Origin of the sequence: Raoultella sp. (assembly GCF_039594335.1) — a bacterium.
Taxonomy (GTDB): domain Bacteria; phylum Pseudomonadota; class Gammaproteobacteria; order Enterobacterales; family Enterobacteriaceae; genus Klebsiella.
On record NZ_JBCNNS010000104.1, the window covers coordinates 1 to 15202 of the forward strand.

Sequence of the window (15202 nt, forward strand, 5' to 3'; positions counted from 1 at the left end):
TCAATTTAACCATTTGATATAAATCATTTACAATATCACCCTCATTTCGGAGGGGCGGTGGTCAGCAAATTTTCTCAACAATCCGCATTTACACGGCGGGCCGCAGAGCTGGCGCTGTTTTCGATCCTGCTGATTGTGATTGCGCCGCTGATCTCTGTCTCACTACAAAAAGATCCGATGAGCGCTATGCCCGGCATGCATCATGCGATGATGGCGGATATGCCGCATGAGCAGACGATGTCCCTCCCGGCAGTTTCTCCTGCGCCGCAGTCGACACACACCATGCCACTCGACCACGCGGAGGCCTGTGGCTACTGCGTGCTGCTGGCTCACGTTCCGGGGCTGCTCCTGGCGCTGGCGCTGCTTCTCACCGTCATCCTGCGTCGCGTGCGTGTTCTTTTTCCCCGCCAGAGGCTAAAGCGCCGACATTACTTCCCCTGGCTTTACCCCGAAACCCGCGCGCCGCCGTATCGGTCTGCTTTTTCTGCCTTCTAAAAATAACGATGCGCACAGCGCGACGTTCTCTTTTTGCTTTCAGAAAGGAAAAGTATGACTACCTGCACCTCGCGCGCGGCATGGCTGAACCTGCTGCGACGTCTCCATTTTTATATTGGTCTGTTTGTCGGACCGTTTATCTTCGTGGCGTCCCTCACCGGGACGCTGTACGTGGCCACTCCGCAGCTGGAGAACTGGCTCTATCAGGATGCTCTTCATGGTTCTTCGAACGGCGAGCGTCAGCCGCTGAGCGCCCAACTGGCGGTCGCGGAAGAGACGACTCAGGGGAAACTTCGTTTACAGGCCGTGCGCCCGGCCATTCAAGCCGGAGAGACCACGCGAGTGATGTTTGCCGATCCGCAGTTGGGAGAGTCTGAGGCTCGGGCAATCTTTATCGACCCGGTAACGTTGAAAGTGAAGGGCGACATGACGGTCTATGGAACCAGCGGAATTTTACCGCTACGCCAGTGGATCGATTACGCCCATAAATCGTTGCTGCTTGGAGATAGCGGCCGGCTTTATAGCGAGCTGGCAGCATCATGGATGTGGGTGGCGGCACTGGGTGGTATCGCCCTCTGGGCGACGAGTCGTCCTCGCAAGCGGATAAATAACCGTATGCAGAATAGCCGTCGTCTGCATGTTTCTCTGGGCTGGGTGCTACTAGCAGGTATGTTGCTTTTCTCCGCCACCGGGCTGACCTGGTCGCAGTGGGCCGGCGGCAATGTGGATAAAATGCGCGCGGCATTCGGCTGGTTGACGCCGCAGGTGAATACGCAGTTGCATAGCGCAATGCCGATGCCGCACGATCCGCATGCCGAACATCACATGGGGCATATGGCAGACGCGGCGCCGACGCTGAAAGGCGAACAGTTTGATCGGGTGGTAGCGATCGCGCGCGCGGCGGGTCTCGATGCCAGCAAGCTGGAAATCCGGCCTCCGGCAGCGGCAGGGCGGGCGTGGACGGTCAATGAAATTGACCGAAGCTGGCCAACGCAGGTGGACGCTGTGGCGGTGGATGGGGAGAGTATGCAGGTTGTCGATCGCACTCGCTTTGCCCGTTTCCCGCTAATGGCGAAGCTGACTCGCTGGGGCGTGGATTTCCATATGGGGATCCTGTTTGGTCTTGCCAATCAGCTGCTGCTGATCGCGTTTGGGATCGCGCTGTGCGTGATGATTGTGGTGGGATATCGCTTGTGGTGGATCCGCCGTCCGGCACATGCGGCGTTTAACCCGGCGAATACCCTGATTCAGGCCTGGTTCAACCTCGGATGGCCCGCCCGCGTGCTCACGCTGGCGATAGCTGTACTGCTGGGACTGGCGTTACCGTTAATGGGCGCCAGCCTCGCGGTAGGACTGGTGGTTGACTATCTGCGCTGGCGGGCGGCAATGGCCGTCATGCTCGCGAAGTCAGTCGACTAAGTGTTTACGGCGTGCTGATGACTACCGTGACGCGGCGGTTTTCAGCACGTCCTTTTGCCGTGTCGTTGCTGGCGATCGGATATTTTTTACCTAACCCGCGGGTAGTTAAATTGCCGCGCGGGATGTTGGCTCCCTTCGCCCAGGCATCCGCGACGATGTCGGCGCGTTTAAGCGACAGAATTTCGTTATAGCCGTTCTCACCGTAGTTATCGGTATGCCCATCTAACCGAGCGTGCGTAATCCCGGTCGAAGCCAGACGAGAGGCCATTTTCTGTATTTGTGCCTGGCTATCGCTGCGCAGATGGTAGTCGTTTTTATCAAACAGGATGCTGTCGGACAATCCCAGCGACCAGTCGCCTTCACTTTCCGTAAAGCCGTAAGACTTCATGGCGGCAACCTGTTCCGGAGAGAATTTCCCTTGCGGGGCCTGGCAGCCGGTGAGTAAAACCGCGGCCATCAGTGCGGGAGCAAAATATTTCCTGAGCATTGTGGTTCCTTTTTATTTTTGTCCTTGCGGAAGACGCAGATGTTTCATCCGATACATATTTTGATCGGCAAACTCTTGCAGGTTCTCCGCGGACGCGTGTTCCCAGGCCAGCGCGTAGCCGATGCTGAGTGACAGGGTCGCAGTATGGCCGTTATGCAGATTAAACGGCTCGAGAAACTGGCTGGATAACGATGTGCAGAGCGTCTTCACTTCCGCCTCTGAGTGAACGTCGCGTAACAAGATCGCGAATTCGTCACCGCCTAAACGCCAGGCCTGATGACGTTTGCTGACAAAACTCATCAGCCGGCTGGCGACTTCGATGAGGACCTTGTCTCCCGTCGCATGACCCCAGTTATCATTAATCAGTTTAAAATTGTCGCCATCAAGAAAGAGTAGCGCTGAACTGCGTCGGGCAGCCTCATCTTTCATTAATGTACTGATGACGTTGCGAAACGCAGCGCGATTGGCCAGCCCGGTGAGAGGATCATGTAACGAGGTGCGTAACAACTGGGCATTTTTAGCCTGTAGCTGCTGCTGCCAATCCTCCATTTCTCCCAACAGGCTATTAAAGTCCTGGGCAAACAGATGGAACTCCTCGATACGCTCTTCAGGGACCCGACGGGAGAAGTGGCGGTTTTCCCGGATGTCATGGACCACCTCGGTAATGCTTTGTAGGGCCGTGACGATACCATGGTGCAAAGAATGCGTCAGCAATAAGGCGATGAATGAGGCCAGTAGAATACTGCCGGTTAAAACGATTATGGATATGCAGAGGAAGTGGCTTATCAGGCTGTCCAGCGCCGTCAGCCGAAGTTCGCCAACGACCTTCCCCAGATGCCAGATGGGTTGGGTGGTGGGTTCAGGAAACAGCCATTTGCTGATGATGCCGCTGAATTTCTCCTGCCGAACCAGGTCCGTATTACGCCAGACGGCAAAGTGATTTTGCTGACTATCCAGCACCAGCGCTTCTGAAAATTGCCCCTGCCTTCCGAGCGTGGCCAGCGTCTCTTCTGCCGCAGTGCTGTCATCGAAAACCAGCGCGGCTTCAAGACTGCGGCTCATCGTGGCGGCCGTCAGCGCCAGATTCTTCTGCGCATACTGTTTCAACGTAAAGACTGACGCGGTACTCAGCAATAGCCAGACCAGGGTCATAGAGATCACCACGCTTATCACACTGATACGGCGTAGTGCTCGTTTAAAGGTGGGGCGCGGAGCCTGAGAGAAATCCTTATTCATGTGCGTTATTCCGGGCAAGCATCAGTACGTCTGGACTAACCCGCACACCGCTGTGTGTCAGGACATCCAGATTCACGGAGAATCTGACCCTTTTGTCATTTATGATCAGGCAAAAAGCACTGCCGATTGCACACTCGCTATTTTGTTCCGCAATGAGTAACAGTGGACGTGATGGGTATTCTGCCGTGAGCTTTGCCTGTTGAGAGGGCGACTCGCTGCCAAAATAAAATCCATCACAGACCGTATTCAGCGCTTCTTCTGTATCACGCACAATGACCGGTTTGTACGGTAAAGCCTCAGGTTGTTCCTGAGCCAGGCTGTAGGTATAACGCGAGGTAGAAAAAATACACAACCTGGGCGGGCCGGATAAGGCTGGCCAGCGGGTATACGTGACGATACCCGAAACAATAGCTCGGACATTTTTAGGCGCGTCTGAGGCAAAAACGGGATAGACCACAATAAATAACAAAAAAATAAAAAAAAGACGGTAAAACTCTTTCATTAACGGATCCGTCAGGTTCGTCGGGGTGCATGAATTGCAGATCGCTGATGCCCGGGCGCAGGATACCATTGTTGGTGGGGGGCGTCATTAATCGCCACCTTTGCTTTGAGATAATTCTGACCAGGATTATTCGTAAACGAAGGCGAGGGAACGGCGAGTTTTAGCATGGAGAAATATTGTGTTGTACTGATAACTTTACACTAACCTCAAAATAAATGGCCATTTAATTTGCTTGTGTAAATTAAAATTTACGGATTATGGATTGAAATCTTTACTGCGTGTGATATCGTTAGGTTACTCCTCGCTGAGGAACTGACTATCGCAAACGAGCTACACAGGATCGCAATCATGCAAAAAGACGCGCTGAATAACGTACATATTACCGACGAACAGGTTCTGATCACGCCGGATCAGCTGAAAGCTGAATTCCCGCTCAGCCTCGAACAAGAAGCGCAAATTGCGCAGTCCCGTCAAACGATATCTGACATTATTGCCGGCCGCGATCCGCGTCTGCTGGTGGTGTGTGGGCCTTGTTCGATCCACGATCCAGAAGCGGCAATTGAATACGCTCATCGTTTTAAAGCACTTGCCGAAGAGGTCAGCGATAGCCTCTACCTGGTCATGCGCGTCTATTTTGAAAAACCCCGTACTACCGTGGGCTGGAAAGGGTTGATTAACGATCCGCATATGGATGGCTCGTTTGATGTTGAAGGCGGCCTGAAGATTGCACGTCGTTTGCTGGTAGAGCTGGTTAATATGGGATTACCGCTGGCGACGGAAGCGCTGGATCCGAACAGCCCGCAGTACCTCGGCGATCTGTTTAGCTGGTCGGCTATCGGCGCGCGCACGACCGAATCCCAGACTCACCGTGAAATGGCATCAGGTCTGTCAATGCCGGTTGGCTTTAAAAACGGTACTGACGGTAGCCTGTCGACGGCAATTAACGCAATGCGCGCCGCGGCGATGCCGCACCGCTTCGTCGGAATTAACCAGGCCGGCCAGGTTTGCCTGCTGCAAACCCAAGGCAATCCGAACGGCCACGTCATTCTGCGCGGCGGTAAAGCCCCTAACTACGGTCCGGAAGATGTCGAGAAGTGTGAAAAAGAGATGGCCCAGGCGGGACTGAAACCGTCGCTGATGGTAGATTGTAGTCATGGGAATTCTAATAAAGACTACCGCCGCCAGCCTGCGGTTGCGGAATCTGTCGTCGCACAGATTAAAGATGGTAATCGTTCCATCATTGGTCTGATGATCGAAAGTAATATCCACGAAGGTAATCAGTCTTCTGAGCAGCCGCGTTGTGATATGAAATACGGCGTGTCCGTCACCGATGCTTGCATCAGCTGGGAAACGACGGATGCACTGCTCCGCGAACTGGATCAAGATCTGCGCGGTCATCTGGCGGCTCGTCTGGGGTAAGAGGATAGTATGGTTGCTGAACTGACCGCGTTACGCGATCAAATTGATGAAGTCGATAAGGCGCTGCTGGGGTTGCTGGCACGCCGCCTGGAGCTGGTAGCGGAAGTCGGAGAGGTCAAAAGCCAGTACGGGTTGCCGATTTACGTGCCGGAACGGGAAGCAGCGATGCTGGCTTCCCGACGGGAAGAGGCGTCGGCGCTGGGGGTTCCGCCCGATCTTATCGAAGACGTGCTGCGTCGCGTCATGCGCGAGTCATATTCCAGCGAGAATGATAAAGGCTTCAAAACGCTGTGTCCGAATCTGCGCCCGGTCGTGATTGTTGGCGGCGGTGGGCAGATGGGGCGCCTGTTTGAGAAAATGCTGACGCTTTCAGGCTACCAGGTACGTATCCTGGAGAAAGACGACTGGGCGCGGGCAGCGGACATTGTTGCCGATGCCGGAATGGTCATCGTCAGCGTGCCTATCCATGTGACGGTCGATACGATTGGTCAGTTGCCGCCATTACCGGCGGACTGCATCCTGGTCGACCTGGCGTCGGTAAAAGCAGAACCTTTACAGGCGATGCTTGCCGCGCACCGTGGTCCGGTATTGGGTCTGCACCCGATGTTCGGCCCGGACAGCGGCAGCCTGGCGAAGCAGGTGGTTGTTTACTGCGATGGTCGTCAGCCAGAGGCGTATCAGTGGTTCCTTGAGCAGATTCAGGTCTGGGGCGCCCGTCTGCACCGTATCAGCGCCGTTGAACACGACCAGAATATGGCTTTTATTCAGGCGCTACGTCACTTTGCGACCTTTGCCTACGGCCTGCATCTGGCAGAAGAAAACGTTCGCCTGGAGCAACTGCTGGCGTTGTCATCACCGATCTACCGTCTTGAGCTGGCGATGGTTGGCCGCCTGTTTGCGCAGGATCCGCAGCTGTATGCGGACATTATTATGTCGTCGGAAAACAATCTGGCGCTGATAAAACGCTACTACCAACGCTTTGGTGAAGCGATTGGCCTGCTGGAGCAGGGGGATAAACAGGCGTTTATCGACAGTTTCCGCAAAGTGGAGCACTGGTTTGGCGATTATGCCCAGCGCTTTCAGAGCGAAAGTCGGACGCTGCTGCGTCAGGCGAATGATAACCGGCAGTAGCGGAAAACCAGATATAATCAAAGCCAGAGGGGAAACCCGCTGGCTTTTTTTATAGGGATGAAAACGATGGCTGAACCACAACCGCTGTTTGATTACGCAGGGCATCTGCCGGAATGTCCGACCTGGAGTGAAGCCGAGCAGGCGCTCTACTGGGCCGATATTCTGGAATGTGAAATTCACCGTTACGACATCCGTAGCGGCGAACATCAGGTTCTGCAGTTTCCCGAAGAAGTGGGCTGCTTTGCCCTGCGCGAGAAAGGGGGCTTCATTGTAGCGCTTCGCAGCGCTATCTGGCTTACCGACGTCCATGGCCTGTTGCGACGCAAAGTTTGTGATAATCCGGGCAACCCGCAGCTGGCACGCTTTAACGATGGCGGCACGGATCGTGACGGGCGTTTTTATGCCGGTACATTCTGGGGGCCGGGAGATTATAACGGCGCGCTGTTAATGCGTATCAACCACGATCTGACTCCTCGGGTGATTCAGTGCGATATCCACGGCGCCAACGGTCTGGCCTTTAGCGCCGACAGGCGTTGGATGTACACTTCGGATACGCCAAATGCCGTTATCTACCGCACTCCGCTGGATGAGCAGGGCGAGCCAGGCAAACGAGAAGTCTTTCGTCGTTTTCAGCCTGGAGAAGGCATCCCCGACGGGGCGGCCGTGGATGAAGAGGGTTGCTACTGGAGCGCAATGTTCGATGGCTGGCGTGTCGCCCGTTTTTCACCGACCGGTGAACAGCTGGAAGAGCACCGATTACCGGTGCGCTGCCCGACAATGGTCTGTTTTGGTGGAGCGGATATGCGCACCTTGTACATAACAACCACGCGGGAAAATATGTCTGCCGACGAAGTACAGAAATATCCGCTTTCCGGCGCTATCTTCACCCTGCCGATGACGGTGACAGGGATGAAGAAACCCGTATTTAAAGAGCGTTAGATAGGATCGACCGGCACGACGTTTTCGCCTGGGTAGCAACCCAGAACCTTCATGGAACGAGTAATCTCGGCCAGCTCTTTTAATGCCTTACGCATAGGTATTGAGTCCAGGTTGGCCTGGATGTCCAGATAAAACATCTCTTCCCATGGATTGCCGTGAATCGGACGAGATTCCAGCTTGGTCATGATCAGGTTGTGATTGCGTAACACCAGCAGCGCTTCAACCAGCGCACCGGCCTGCTGGCCGGTTGCCATGAGCAGCGTAGTTTTGGCCGGTACCTGATCGGAAACATTCACCGCTTTACGTGCCAGCACCAGGAAACGGGTGATGTTTTGTGTCTGATTTGCCAGGCAATGTTCAAGAACCTGCAGGCCGTACAGCGCGCCTCCGGCCTCGCTACCCAGTGCGGCTACGCCCGGAGAGTCCGCCTGAGCCACTTTTTCCATCGCTGCAGAGGTGCTTTCAGTGTATTCAATTTTCCAGTGTGGATAACGGCTCAGGTACTGACTGCACTGCTGGAACGGCTGCGGGTGACTATATACGGTCTGAATGTGCTGTGGATTAGTTGACGCTGAGACCAGAACGCAGTGATCGATTGGGATCGTGAGTTCACCAACGATCGACAGGCTGGTATGTTGCAGCAGATCGTAGACATCGTTGATGCCACCGGAGCTGGTATTTTCGATAGGAACGACCGCGTAATCGGCCTGGCCGGTTTCCACCTGGTTAAAGATATCGGCAAATTTCGCGCAGCCGCTCTCAATGAACTGTTCGAAATGGCGCGCCGCGTACTGGCGTGCGGCCAGATGTGAATATGACCCTTTTGGTCCCAGGAAAGCCACGCGCGCTGAATGCGGATTGATTTTATTCAGATGTTGTTGCAGCAGGGTTTGTTGGGTAAGAACGGAATCCTCAATGATCAGCTGAAACAGACGGGTGATGTAGTGGGCATCCAGATGGTGGCCTTTCCCCAGCGTTATCAGGCGCTCCAGCAGATCGCGCTCGCGGTCGATATCACGAACCGGACGGTGCGATGCCAGCTTTGCTTTACCGACTTCTACAGCCAGTCCGCGGCGTTCTGCCAGCAGCGCGAGCAGTTTTTCATCCAGTGCGCTGATCTTGTCGCGCAGAGCCAGTAACGGGTTTTCCTCGGTCATATGTGTTGCCTTTCTTGTTATTGATTTACCAATAAAAAAGGCCTCCCGTTTGGGAGGCCTTGTTGTTCGTCTTCGCATTCTTTATCACACGACGAATCGCCTCCCGTTCAGGGGAAGGTAAAAAAGAATGCGAAGAAGAACGCTAGCCGTTTCATAATGAATTCCTTTGCTCAGTTGAGATTACAGTACCTGTACTGTTTTCATCCTGTCAATAAAAAACGCGCCCGAAGGCGCGTGGCGTTACACAATATTAAGTTAAGGATTACTCTTCTTCTTCCACAAAGCCTGCCTCTTTCACCGATGTTGCGGCACGGCGGGCTTCCCCTTTGTGTTGCACTTTATTCAGCTGCCGTTCCAGCTTGTTGATCAATTCGTTGATAGCGACATACATATCTTCACTTCTTCCGCTGGCAACCAGGTGCCCGTTTGGCGTATTGATAGTTGCGTCAGCGACAAAACCCTGCGGCTCCTTAGAGAGAATGATGTGCGGGTTAATTAAGTGGGTTTGCCATTTATCCAATTTAGCGAGACGGTCTGCGACATGCTGGCGAATTGCCGGAGTAATTTCCATTTGTTTACTGGTAATGTTCATTGTCATAAATTTTACCTCTTGTCTTTCCCGTCTTGGTGAACCCAGCATACCTCTCCTAATGTCAATATGTGTGATGAAGATCACATTTTAATGTCACTTTTTGTCAACGAATTCATTTTGTGAGGCAGGGCAGGAACAAGTGAGATTTTACTTGTCGGACAGGGGAAAGGGAGTCATATTTGATAGGATGGCCCGGCACTAAAACGCTTCAGCTCTGGTGCCTGAACCATAAAAAACGGCAGCTCGCGGCTGCCGTTTTGCTTATCTGAAAAACGATCAGGTGTTTTTACCGTTAGCGGCGATAATTTTCGCCACCTTGTCCGCCTGAGCGTTCATTTGCATCTGACGGTAGGCGTTTTCCATTTTCGGTAGTGCATCGCGAGTCGCCTGGGTATCCGGGTAGCTGCGCAGCATACCCTCGACACGGTTCACGACGGCAACCCATGCACCGCGGTCAGTGTAGTAATCAACGACTGACAGCTCGTACTTCGCCAGGCGATCCTTCAGGAACACCATACGTTTGTAGGCGTCTGTCGCATACTGGCTGTTGGGATAACCGCGTACCAGTTTGGAGAAGTCGTTAAAGGCATCGCGAGCGTGCTGCGGGTCGCGGTCGGAGCGATCGACCCCAAAGAATCCTTGCAGCGCACTGTCATCCAACGCCATATTTGTCAGACCACGCATATAAATGACGTAATCAATGTTAGGATGCGTAGGGTTCAGACGAACGAAGCGGTCGATGGCTGCCTGAGCCAGCGGCAGATCGGCATTTTTGTAATACGCATAAATCAGGTCCAGCTGTACCTGTTGGGAATAAGGACCGAACGGGTAGCGGTTATCCAACGCTTCCAGTTGCGTTATTGCCTGTTTCCAGTTACCGTCCTGCAGCTTTTGCTGGGCGGTCGCATAGATTTCATTCGGCGGATTATCAGGCACCTCTTCCTTTGAGCCGGAGCAACCCACCAAAGCCAGGCTCAGTGTGGCCGCTGCCACCAGGTATTTCATGCGCGTCATGACGTTTTGACTTCCTCAAAATGTTTATGCGGGAGAATCTCTGTTCCTGCTCCCGATTAAGACCAGCTACAATAGCACACTATATTAAACGGCAAAGCCGTAAAACCCAACGTTAAACGAAGAAGCTGTATATGGCACAACGAGTACAACTCACCGCAACGGTGTCCGAAAATCAACTCGGTCAACGCTTAGATCAGGCTTTGGCCGAAATGTTCCCGGATTATTCGCGTTCGCGCATAAAAGAATGGATCCTTGACCAGCGAGTGCTGGTAAACGGCGCTGTCAGCGACAAGCCGAAAGAAAAAGTATTAGGGGGAGAGAGCGTCTCCATCGATGTTGAAATCGAAGAAGACGTGCGCTTCGAGCCGCAGGATATTCCGCTCAATATCGTCTACGAAGATGATGACATCCTCGTGATCAATAAACCGCGCGATCTGGTTGTTCATCCTGGCGCGGGCAACCCCGACGGTACTGTGCTGAATGCGCTGCTGCACTATTATCCGGCGATTGCCGACGTACCGCGTGCGGGTATTGTTCACCGTCTGGATAAAGATACGACCGGTCTGATGGTGGTAGCGAAAACCATCCCGGCGCAAACTCGTCTGGTGGAGTCGTTGCAACTACGTGAAATCACTCGTGAGTATGAAGCGGTGGCCATTGGCCACATGACATCGGGCGGTACGGTAGAAGAACCTATCAGCCGTCACCCGACCAAACGTACGCATATGGCGGTGCACCCGATGGGTAAACCGGCGGTAACGCATTACCGCATTATGGAGCATTTCCGTATTCACACGCGTCTGCGTCTGCGCCTGGAAACCGGCCGTACTCACCAGATTCGTGTGCATATGGCTCACATCACCCATCCGCTGGTGGGCGATCAGGTCTATGGCGGTCGTCCGCGTCCGCCGAAAGGTGCATCGGAAGCGTTTATCACCGCACTGCGTAAGTTTGACCGTCAGGCACTGCACGCGACGATGTTACGTCTGTATCACCCGATCAGCGGCATTGAGATGGAATGGCATGCGCCAATTCCTCAGGATATGGTTGAGCTGATTGAGGCAATGCGTGCAGATTATGAAGATCACAAGGACGATATTGACTGGCTATGACTAAACTGATTGTACCGCAATGGCCTGTGCCTGAAGGCGTGGCTGCTTGTAGCTCCACACGTACTGGCGGCGTCAGTCTGCCTCCGTACGATTCGCTCAATCTGGGCGCCCATTGCGGAGACAATCTGCAGCACGTTGAAGAAAACCGTCGGCGGATGTTTGCCGCAGGCGGGCTGCCGTCGTATCCGGTCTGGCTGGAGCAGGTTCATGGTACCGCGGTGCTCACGCTGGACGGAGGGCCGTATGAGTCAAAACGGGCGGATGCGTCATACTGTCATATACCGGGTACGGTGTGTGCGGTGATGACGGCGGACTGCCTGCCGGTTCTTTTTTGTAATCGCGCAGGGACGGAAGTTGCCGCTGCGCATGCTGGCTGGCGCGGATTATGCGACGGTGTTCTGGAAGCTACGGTCGCATGTTTTGCCGATAAGCCGGGAAACATTCTGGCCTGGCTTGGCCCGGCGATCGGTCCGGAGGCTTTTGAGGTCGGTCCGGAAGTGCGGGATGCGTTTATCGTAAAGGATGGGCAAGCGGAAGAAGCTTTCCGCCCCGTCGGCGAGAAATATTTTGCTAATATCTATCAGCTGGCTCGTCAGCGTTTAGCCAATGTTGGCGTGACGCAGATCTTCGGCGGTGATCGTTGTACGCTAAGCGAAAAGGGGGATTTTTTCTCTTATCGCCGCGATAAGATGACGGGTCGTATGGCGAGTTTTATCTGGCTGAGATAACCTGGCGAATCAAGACGGTTCAGAAGGCAAACTTATTTTTCGCATAGTTCAGGTCTTTAACCTTGAATAATTGAGGGATGACCTCATTTAATCTCCAGTAGCAAATTTGACCTGTTATGGGAGGAGTTATGCGTCTGGATCGTCTTACCAATAAATTCCAGCTTGCTCTTGCCGATGCCCAGTCGCTTGCACTTGGGCACGACAACCAATTCATCGAACCTCTTCATTTAATGAGCGCCTTGCTGAATCAGGAAGGGGGATCGGTACGTCCTTTATTAATCTCTGCAGGCATTAACGCCGGAGAGTTAAGCACCAATATCACTCAGGCACTGAGCCGTTTACCGCAGGTGGAAGGCACCGGTGGTGACGTACAGCCGTCTCAGGATTTAGTGCGTATTTTGAACCTTTGCGACAAGCTGGCGCAAAAGAGGAAGGACAATTTTATTTCGTCAGAACTGTTCGTTCTGGCGGCGCTTGAATCACGCGGTACGCTGACCGATCTTTTAAAATCCGCCGGAGCAACAACCGCCAACGTGACTCAGGCGATTGAACAAATGCGCGGAGGTGAAAGCGTGAACGATCAGGGGGCCGAAGACCAACGTCAGGCATTGAAGAAATTTACTGTCGATCTGACCGAGCGAGCAGAACAAGGCAAACTGGATCCAGTCATTGGTCGTGACGAAGAAATTCGTCGTACGATCCAGGTTCTGCAGCGGCGGACTAAAAATAACCCAGTGCTGATTGGTGAGCCTGGCGTCGGTAAAACCGCCATCGTGGAAGGACTGGCACAGCGTATCGTCAACGGTGAAGTACCGGAAGGGCTGAAAGGTCGTCGGGTACTGGCGCTGGATATGGGGGCGCTGGTGGCCGGGGCGAAGTATCGCGGCGAGTTTGAAGAGCGTCTGAAAGGGGTGCTGAACGATCTGGCGAAACAGGAAGGCAACGTCATTCTGTTTATTGACGAGCTGCACACCATGGTCGGTGCGGGGAAAGCGGACGGCGCGATGGATGCCGGGAATATGCTCAAACCTGCTTTGGCGCGCGGAGAGCTGCACTGCGTCGGCGCAACGACGCTTGATGAGTATCGTCAGTATATTGAAAAGGATGCTGCGCTGGAGCGTCGTTTCCAGAAAGTGTTCGTTGCTGAACCAAGCGTGGAAGATACCATTGCGATCCTGCGCGGGTTAAAGGAGCGTTATGAGCTGCATCACCATGTGCAGATCACTGACCCGGCGATCGTCGCAGCGGCAACCTTGTCGCATCGCTATATCGCGGACCGTCAACTGCCGGATAAAGCTATCGACCTGATCGATGAAGCCGCATCCAGCATTCGTATGCAGATTGATTCGAAGCCGGAGGAGCTCGACCGACTCGACAGACGTATTATTCAGCTCAAGCTGGAACAGCAGGCGCTGAAGAAAGAAGCCGATGAGGCCAGTCTGAAACGTCTGGATATGTTGAATGAAGAGCTGGCAGATAAAGAGCGCCAGTATTCCGTACTAGAAGAAGAGTGGAAGGCGGAGAAAGCCTCTCTTTCCGGTACGCAGACAATTAAAGCCGAGCTGGAGCAGGCCAAAATTGCGATTGAGCAGGCGCGTCGCGTCGGTGACCTCGCGCGGATGTCCGAGCTGCAGTACGGTAAAATCCCTGAACTGGAAAAACAGCTGGCAGCTGCCACTCAGTCGGAAGGCAAAACGATGCGTCTGCTGCGTAATAAGGTTACCGATGCGGAAATTGCCGAAGTGCTGGCCCGCTGGACCGGTATTCCGGTTGCGCGAATGATGGAAGGCGAGCGCGAGAAACTGCTGCGTATGGAGCAGGAGTTGCACAGTCGGGTCATTGGCCAGAACGAAGCGGTTGAAGCGGTATCCAATGCGATCCGCCGTAGTCGGGCCGGGCTGTCCGATCCGAATCGTCCAATCGGGTCGTTCCTGTTCCTTGGCCCAACCGGGGTTGGTAAAACGGAGCTGTGCAAAACGCTGGCGAACTTTATGTTTGATAGCGATGATGCCATGGTGCGTATCGATATGTCTGAGTTTATGGAGAAACACTCCGTATCGCGTCTGGTCGGCGCACCTCCGGGATATGTCGGCTATGAAGAAGGCGGGTACCTGACGGAAGCGGTACGTCGTCGTCCTTACTCTGTCATCCTGCTGGATGAAGTGGAAAAGGCCCATCCGGATGTGTTTAACATCCTGTTGCAGGTGCTGGACGACGGTCGTCTGACCGATGGGCAGGGGAGAACGGTCGATTTCCGTAATACGGTTGTGATTATGACCTCTAACCTTGGTTCGGATCTGATTCAGGAACGTTTCGGCGAGCTGGATTACAGTCATATGAAAGATCTGGTTCTGGGAGTGGTCAGTCAAAACTTCCGTCCGGAATTCATCAACCGTATCGATGAGGTGGTGGTCTTCCATCCGCTTGGTGAAAAACACATTGCTTCTATTGCTCAGATTCAGCTGCAGCGTTTGTACAAACGTCTGGAAGAACGTGGCTATGAAGTCCGCATGTCCGATGAGGCTCTGAAGTTGCTGAGTGCGAATGGTTATGATCCGGTGTATGGCGCGCGTCCGTTAAAACGCGCTATCCAGCAGCAGATCGAAAACCCGCTGGCGCAGCAAATTCTTTCCGGAGAACTGATCCCTGGTAAAGAAGTTCAGCTGGTGGTTAAAAACGACCATATAGTGGCAGTGCAGTAAATCACAAAATGACAAAAACGGGCCCTTTGGGCTCGTTTTTGTTTAAAAACCAGGCAAGAATTAAAGCCTGGATGTGGGGTTGGTTAATAAGTGAGCGAACAGAACATTTATTTGAATTTAAACTTGCCACATCAGAATTACCCCCTATAATGCGCCTCCACTGACACGGAACAACGGCACGCAAGCCGCCGGGTCAGCAGGGTTTCTGCGGAAATTCTGCCGGAGAAAAGCAAAAATAAATGCTTGACTCTGAATGAGGAAAACGTATT

The 15202-nt window shown here is 53.6% G+C and carries 15 protein-coding genes and 1 other annotated feature; of the genes, 8 read left to right on the top strand and 7 right to left on the bottom strand.

The window, feature by feature from the left end; genetic code table 11:
• Positions 1-57 precede the first annotated feature (57 nt).
• A complete protein-coding gene (locus ACZAHD_RS16770) occupies positions 58-495 on the top strand; it encodes a DUF2946 domain-containing protein (RefSeq protein ID WP_462457779.1) in 438 nt (145 codons plus the stop codon).
• Positions 496-549: 54 nt separating this feature from the next.
• Positions 550-1914 carry a PepSY-associated TM helix domain-containing protein gene (locus tag ACZAHD_RS16775; protein ID WP_462457780.1) on the top strand — a complete coding sequence of 455 codons (1365 nt, stop codon included), beginning with the start codon at positions 550-552 and terminating at the stop codon, positions 1912-1914.
• A 4-nt stretch (positions 1915-1918) separates the two neighbouring features.
• On the opposite strand, the gene ACZAHD_RS16780 is transcribed toward ACZAHD_RS16775, so the two are convergent.
• From ACZAHD_RS16780 to ACZAHD_RS16790, 3 genes are read right to left on the bottom strand one after another with little or no spacing between them, the layout of a single operon-like run.
• A complete protein-coding gene (locus ACZAHD_RS16780; RefSeq protein ID WP_462457781.1) occupies positions 1919-2401 on the bottom strand; it encodes an OmpA family protein in 483 nt (160 codons plus the stop codon).
• Between the two features lie 12 nt (positions 2402-2413).
• Positions 2414-3637, bottom strand: coding sequence for a diguanylate cyclase DgcN/YfiN (gene dgcN, locus ACZAHD_RS16785; RefSeq protein ID WP_462457782.1), 1224 nt, complete (start codon positions 3635-3637; stop codon positions 2414-2416).
• A complete protein-coding gene (locus ACZAHD_RS16790; protein WP_462457783.1) occupies positions 3630-4139 on the bottom strand; it encodes a regulatory sequestration protein YfiR in 510 nt (169 codons plus the stop codon). The genes dgcN and ACZAHD_RS16790 overlap by 8 nt, the downstream gene beginning before the upstream one ends.
• A gap of 348 nt (positions 4140-4487) precedes the next feature.
• Between ACZAHD_RS16790 and aroF the strand changes: the two genes are divergently transcribed.
• From aroF to ACZAHD_RS16805, 3 genes are all read left to right on the top strand, one after another.
• Positions 4488-5558 carry a 3-deoxy-7-phosphoheptulonate synthase AroF gene (gene aroF / locus ACZAHD_RS16795; protein ID WP_004866527.1) on the top strand — a complete coding sequence of 357 codons (1071 nt, stop codon included), beginning with the start codon at positions 4488-4490 and terminating at the stop codon, positions 5556-5558.
• Between the two features lie 9 nt (positions 5559-5567).
• The gene (gene tyrA / locus ACZAHD_RS16800) at positions 5568-6689 is read left to right on the top strand and encodes a bifunctional chorismate mutase/prephenate dehydrogenase (protein ID WP_462457784.1); all 1122 of its coding nucleotides are present in this window, start codon (positions 5568-5570) and stop codon (positions 6687-6689) included.
• Between the two features lie 66 nt (positions 6690-6755).
• Complete coding sequence (locus ACZAHD_RS16805; protein ID WP_462457785.1) at positions 6756-7628, top strand: SMP-30/gluconolactonase/LRE family protein; 873 nt, start codon at positions 6756-6758, stop codon at positions 7626-7628.
• Here ACZAHD_RS16805 and pheA read toward each other — a convergent pair.
• From pheA to bamD, 4 genes are all read right to left on the bottom strand, one after another.
• Positions 7625-8785: a bifunctional chorismate mutase/prephenate dehydratase gene (pheA, locus tag ACZAHD_RS16810; RefSeq protein WP_462457786.1), complete on the bottom strand. Its 1161-nt coding sequence runs from the start codon at positions 8783-8785 to the stop codon at positions 7625-7627. The genes ACZAHD_RS16805 and pheA overlap by 4 nt on opposite strands.
• A gap of 31 nt (positions 8786-8816) precedes the next feature.
• Positions 8817-8941, bottom strand: a sequence feature (Phe leader region).
• Positions 8893-8940, bottom strand: coding sequence for a pheA operon leader peptide PheL (pheL, locus tag ACZAHD_RS16815; protein ID WP_193312497.1), 48 nt, complete (start codon positions 8938-8940; stop codon positions 8893-8895). It overlaps the preceding feature by 48 nt.
• Positions 8942-9047: 106 nt before the next feature.
• Positions 9048-9383, bottom strand: a complete 336-nt coding sequence (gene raiA / locus ACZAHD_RS16820; RefSeq protein WP_004866516.1) for a ribosome-associated translation inhibitor RaiA — start codon at positions 9381-9383, stop codon at positions 9048-9050.
• Between the two features lie 270 nt (positions 9384-9653).
• On the bottom strand, positions 9654-10391 hold the full coding sequence (bamD, locus tag ACZAHD_RS16825; RefSeq protein WP_462457787.1) for an outer membrane protein assembly factor BamD: 738 nt from the start codon (positions 10389-10391) through the stop codon (positions 9654-9656).
• 131 nt (positions 10392-10522) lie between these two features.
• Between bamD and rluD the strand changes: the two genes are divergently transcribed.
• The 3 genes from rluD (at position 10523) to clpB (ending at position 14933) form a co-directional block, all read left to right on the top strand.
• Positions 10523-11503, top strand: a complete 981-nt coding sequence (gene rluD, locus ACZAHD_RS16830) for a 23S rRNA pseudouridine(1911/1915/1917) synthase RluD (RefSeq protein ID WP_462457788.1) — start codon at positions 10523-10525, stop codon at positions 11501-11503.
• Positions 11500-12231: a purine nucleoside phosphorylase YfiH gene (gene yfiH, locus ACZAHD_RS16835; protein ID WP_462457789.1), complete on the top strand. Its 732-nt coding sequence runs from the start codon at positions 11500-11502 to the stop codon at positions 12229-12231. The genes rluD and yfiH overlap by 4 nt, the downstream gene beginning before the upstream one ends.
• 128 nt (positions 12232-12359) lie before the next feature.
• A complete protein-coding gene (gene clpB, locus ACZAHD_RS16840; RefSeq protein ID WP_462457790.1) occupies positions 12360-14933 on the top strand; it encodes an ATP-dependent chaperone ClpB in 2574 nt (857 codons plus the stop codon).
• Positions 14934-15202: the final 269 nt, after the last annotated feature.

Excerpts from the sequence above, each read along its gene's own strand:
- ACZAHD_RS16775 (WP_462457780.1), top strand. The coding sequence starts at position 550 with ATGACTACCTGCACCTCGCGCGCGGCATGGCTGAACCTGCTGCGACGT.
- ACZAHD_RS16780 (WP_462457781.1), bottom strand. The coding sequence starts at position 2,401 with ATGCTCAGGAAATATTTTGCTCCCGCACTGATGGCCGCGGTTTTACTC.
- dgcN (WP_462457782.1), bottom strand. The coding sequence starts at position 3,637 with ATGAATAAGGATTTCTCTCAGGCTCCGCGCCCCACCTTTAAACGAGCA.
- ACZAHD_RS16790 (WP_462457783.1), bottom strand. The coding sequence starts at position 4,139 with ATGAAAGAGTTTTACCGTCTTTTTTTTATTTTTTTGTTATTTATTGTG.
- aroF (WP_004866527.1), top strand. The coding sequence starts at position 4,488 with ATGCAAAAAGACGCGCTGAATAACGTACATATTACCGACGAACAGGTT.
- tyrA (WP_462457784.1), top strand. The coding sequence starts at position 5,568 with ATGGTTGCTGAACTGACCGCGTTACGCGATCAAATTGATGAAGTCGAT.
- ACZAHD_RS16805 (WP_462457785.1), top strand. The coding sequence starts at position 6,756 with ATGGCTGAACCACAACCGCTGTTTGATTACGCAGGGCATCTGCCGGAA.
- pheA (WP_462457786.1), bottom strand. The coding sequence starts at position 8,785 with ATGACCGAGGAAAACCCGTTACTGGCTCTGCGCGACAAGATCAGCGCA.
- raiA (WP_004866516.1), bottom strand. The coding sequence starts at position 9,383 with ATGACAATGAACATTACCAGTAAACAAATGGAAATTACTCCGGCAATT.
- bamD (WP_462457787.1), bottom strand. The coding sequence starts at position 10,391 with ATGACGCGCATGAAATACCTGGTGGCAGCGGCCACACTGAGCCTGGCT.
- rluD (WP_462457788.1), top strand. The coding sequence starts at position 10,523 with ATGGCACAACGAGTACAACTCACCGCAACGGTGTCCGAAAATCAACTC.
- yfiH (WP_462457789.1), top strand. The coding sequence starts at position 11,500 with ATGACTAAACTGATTGTACCGCAATGGCCTGTGCCTGAAGGCGTGGCT.
- clpB (WP_462457790.1), top strand. The coding sequence starts at position 12,360 with ATGCGTCTGGATCGTCTTACCAATAAATTCCAGCTTGCTCTTGCCGAT.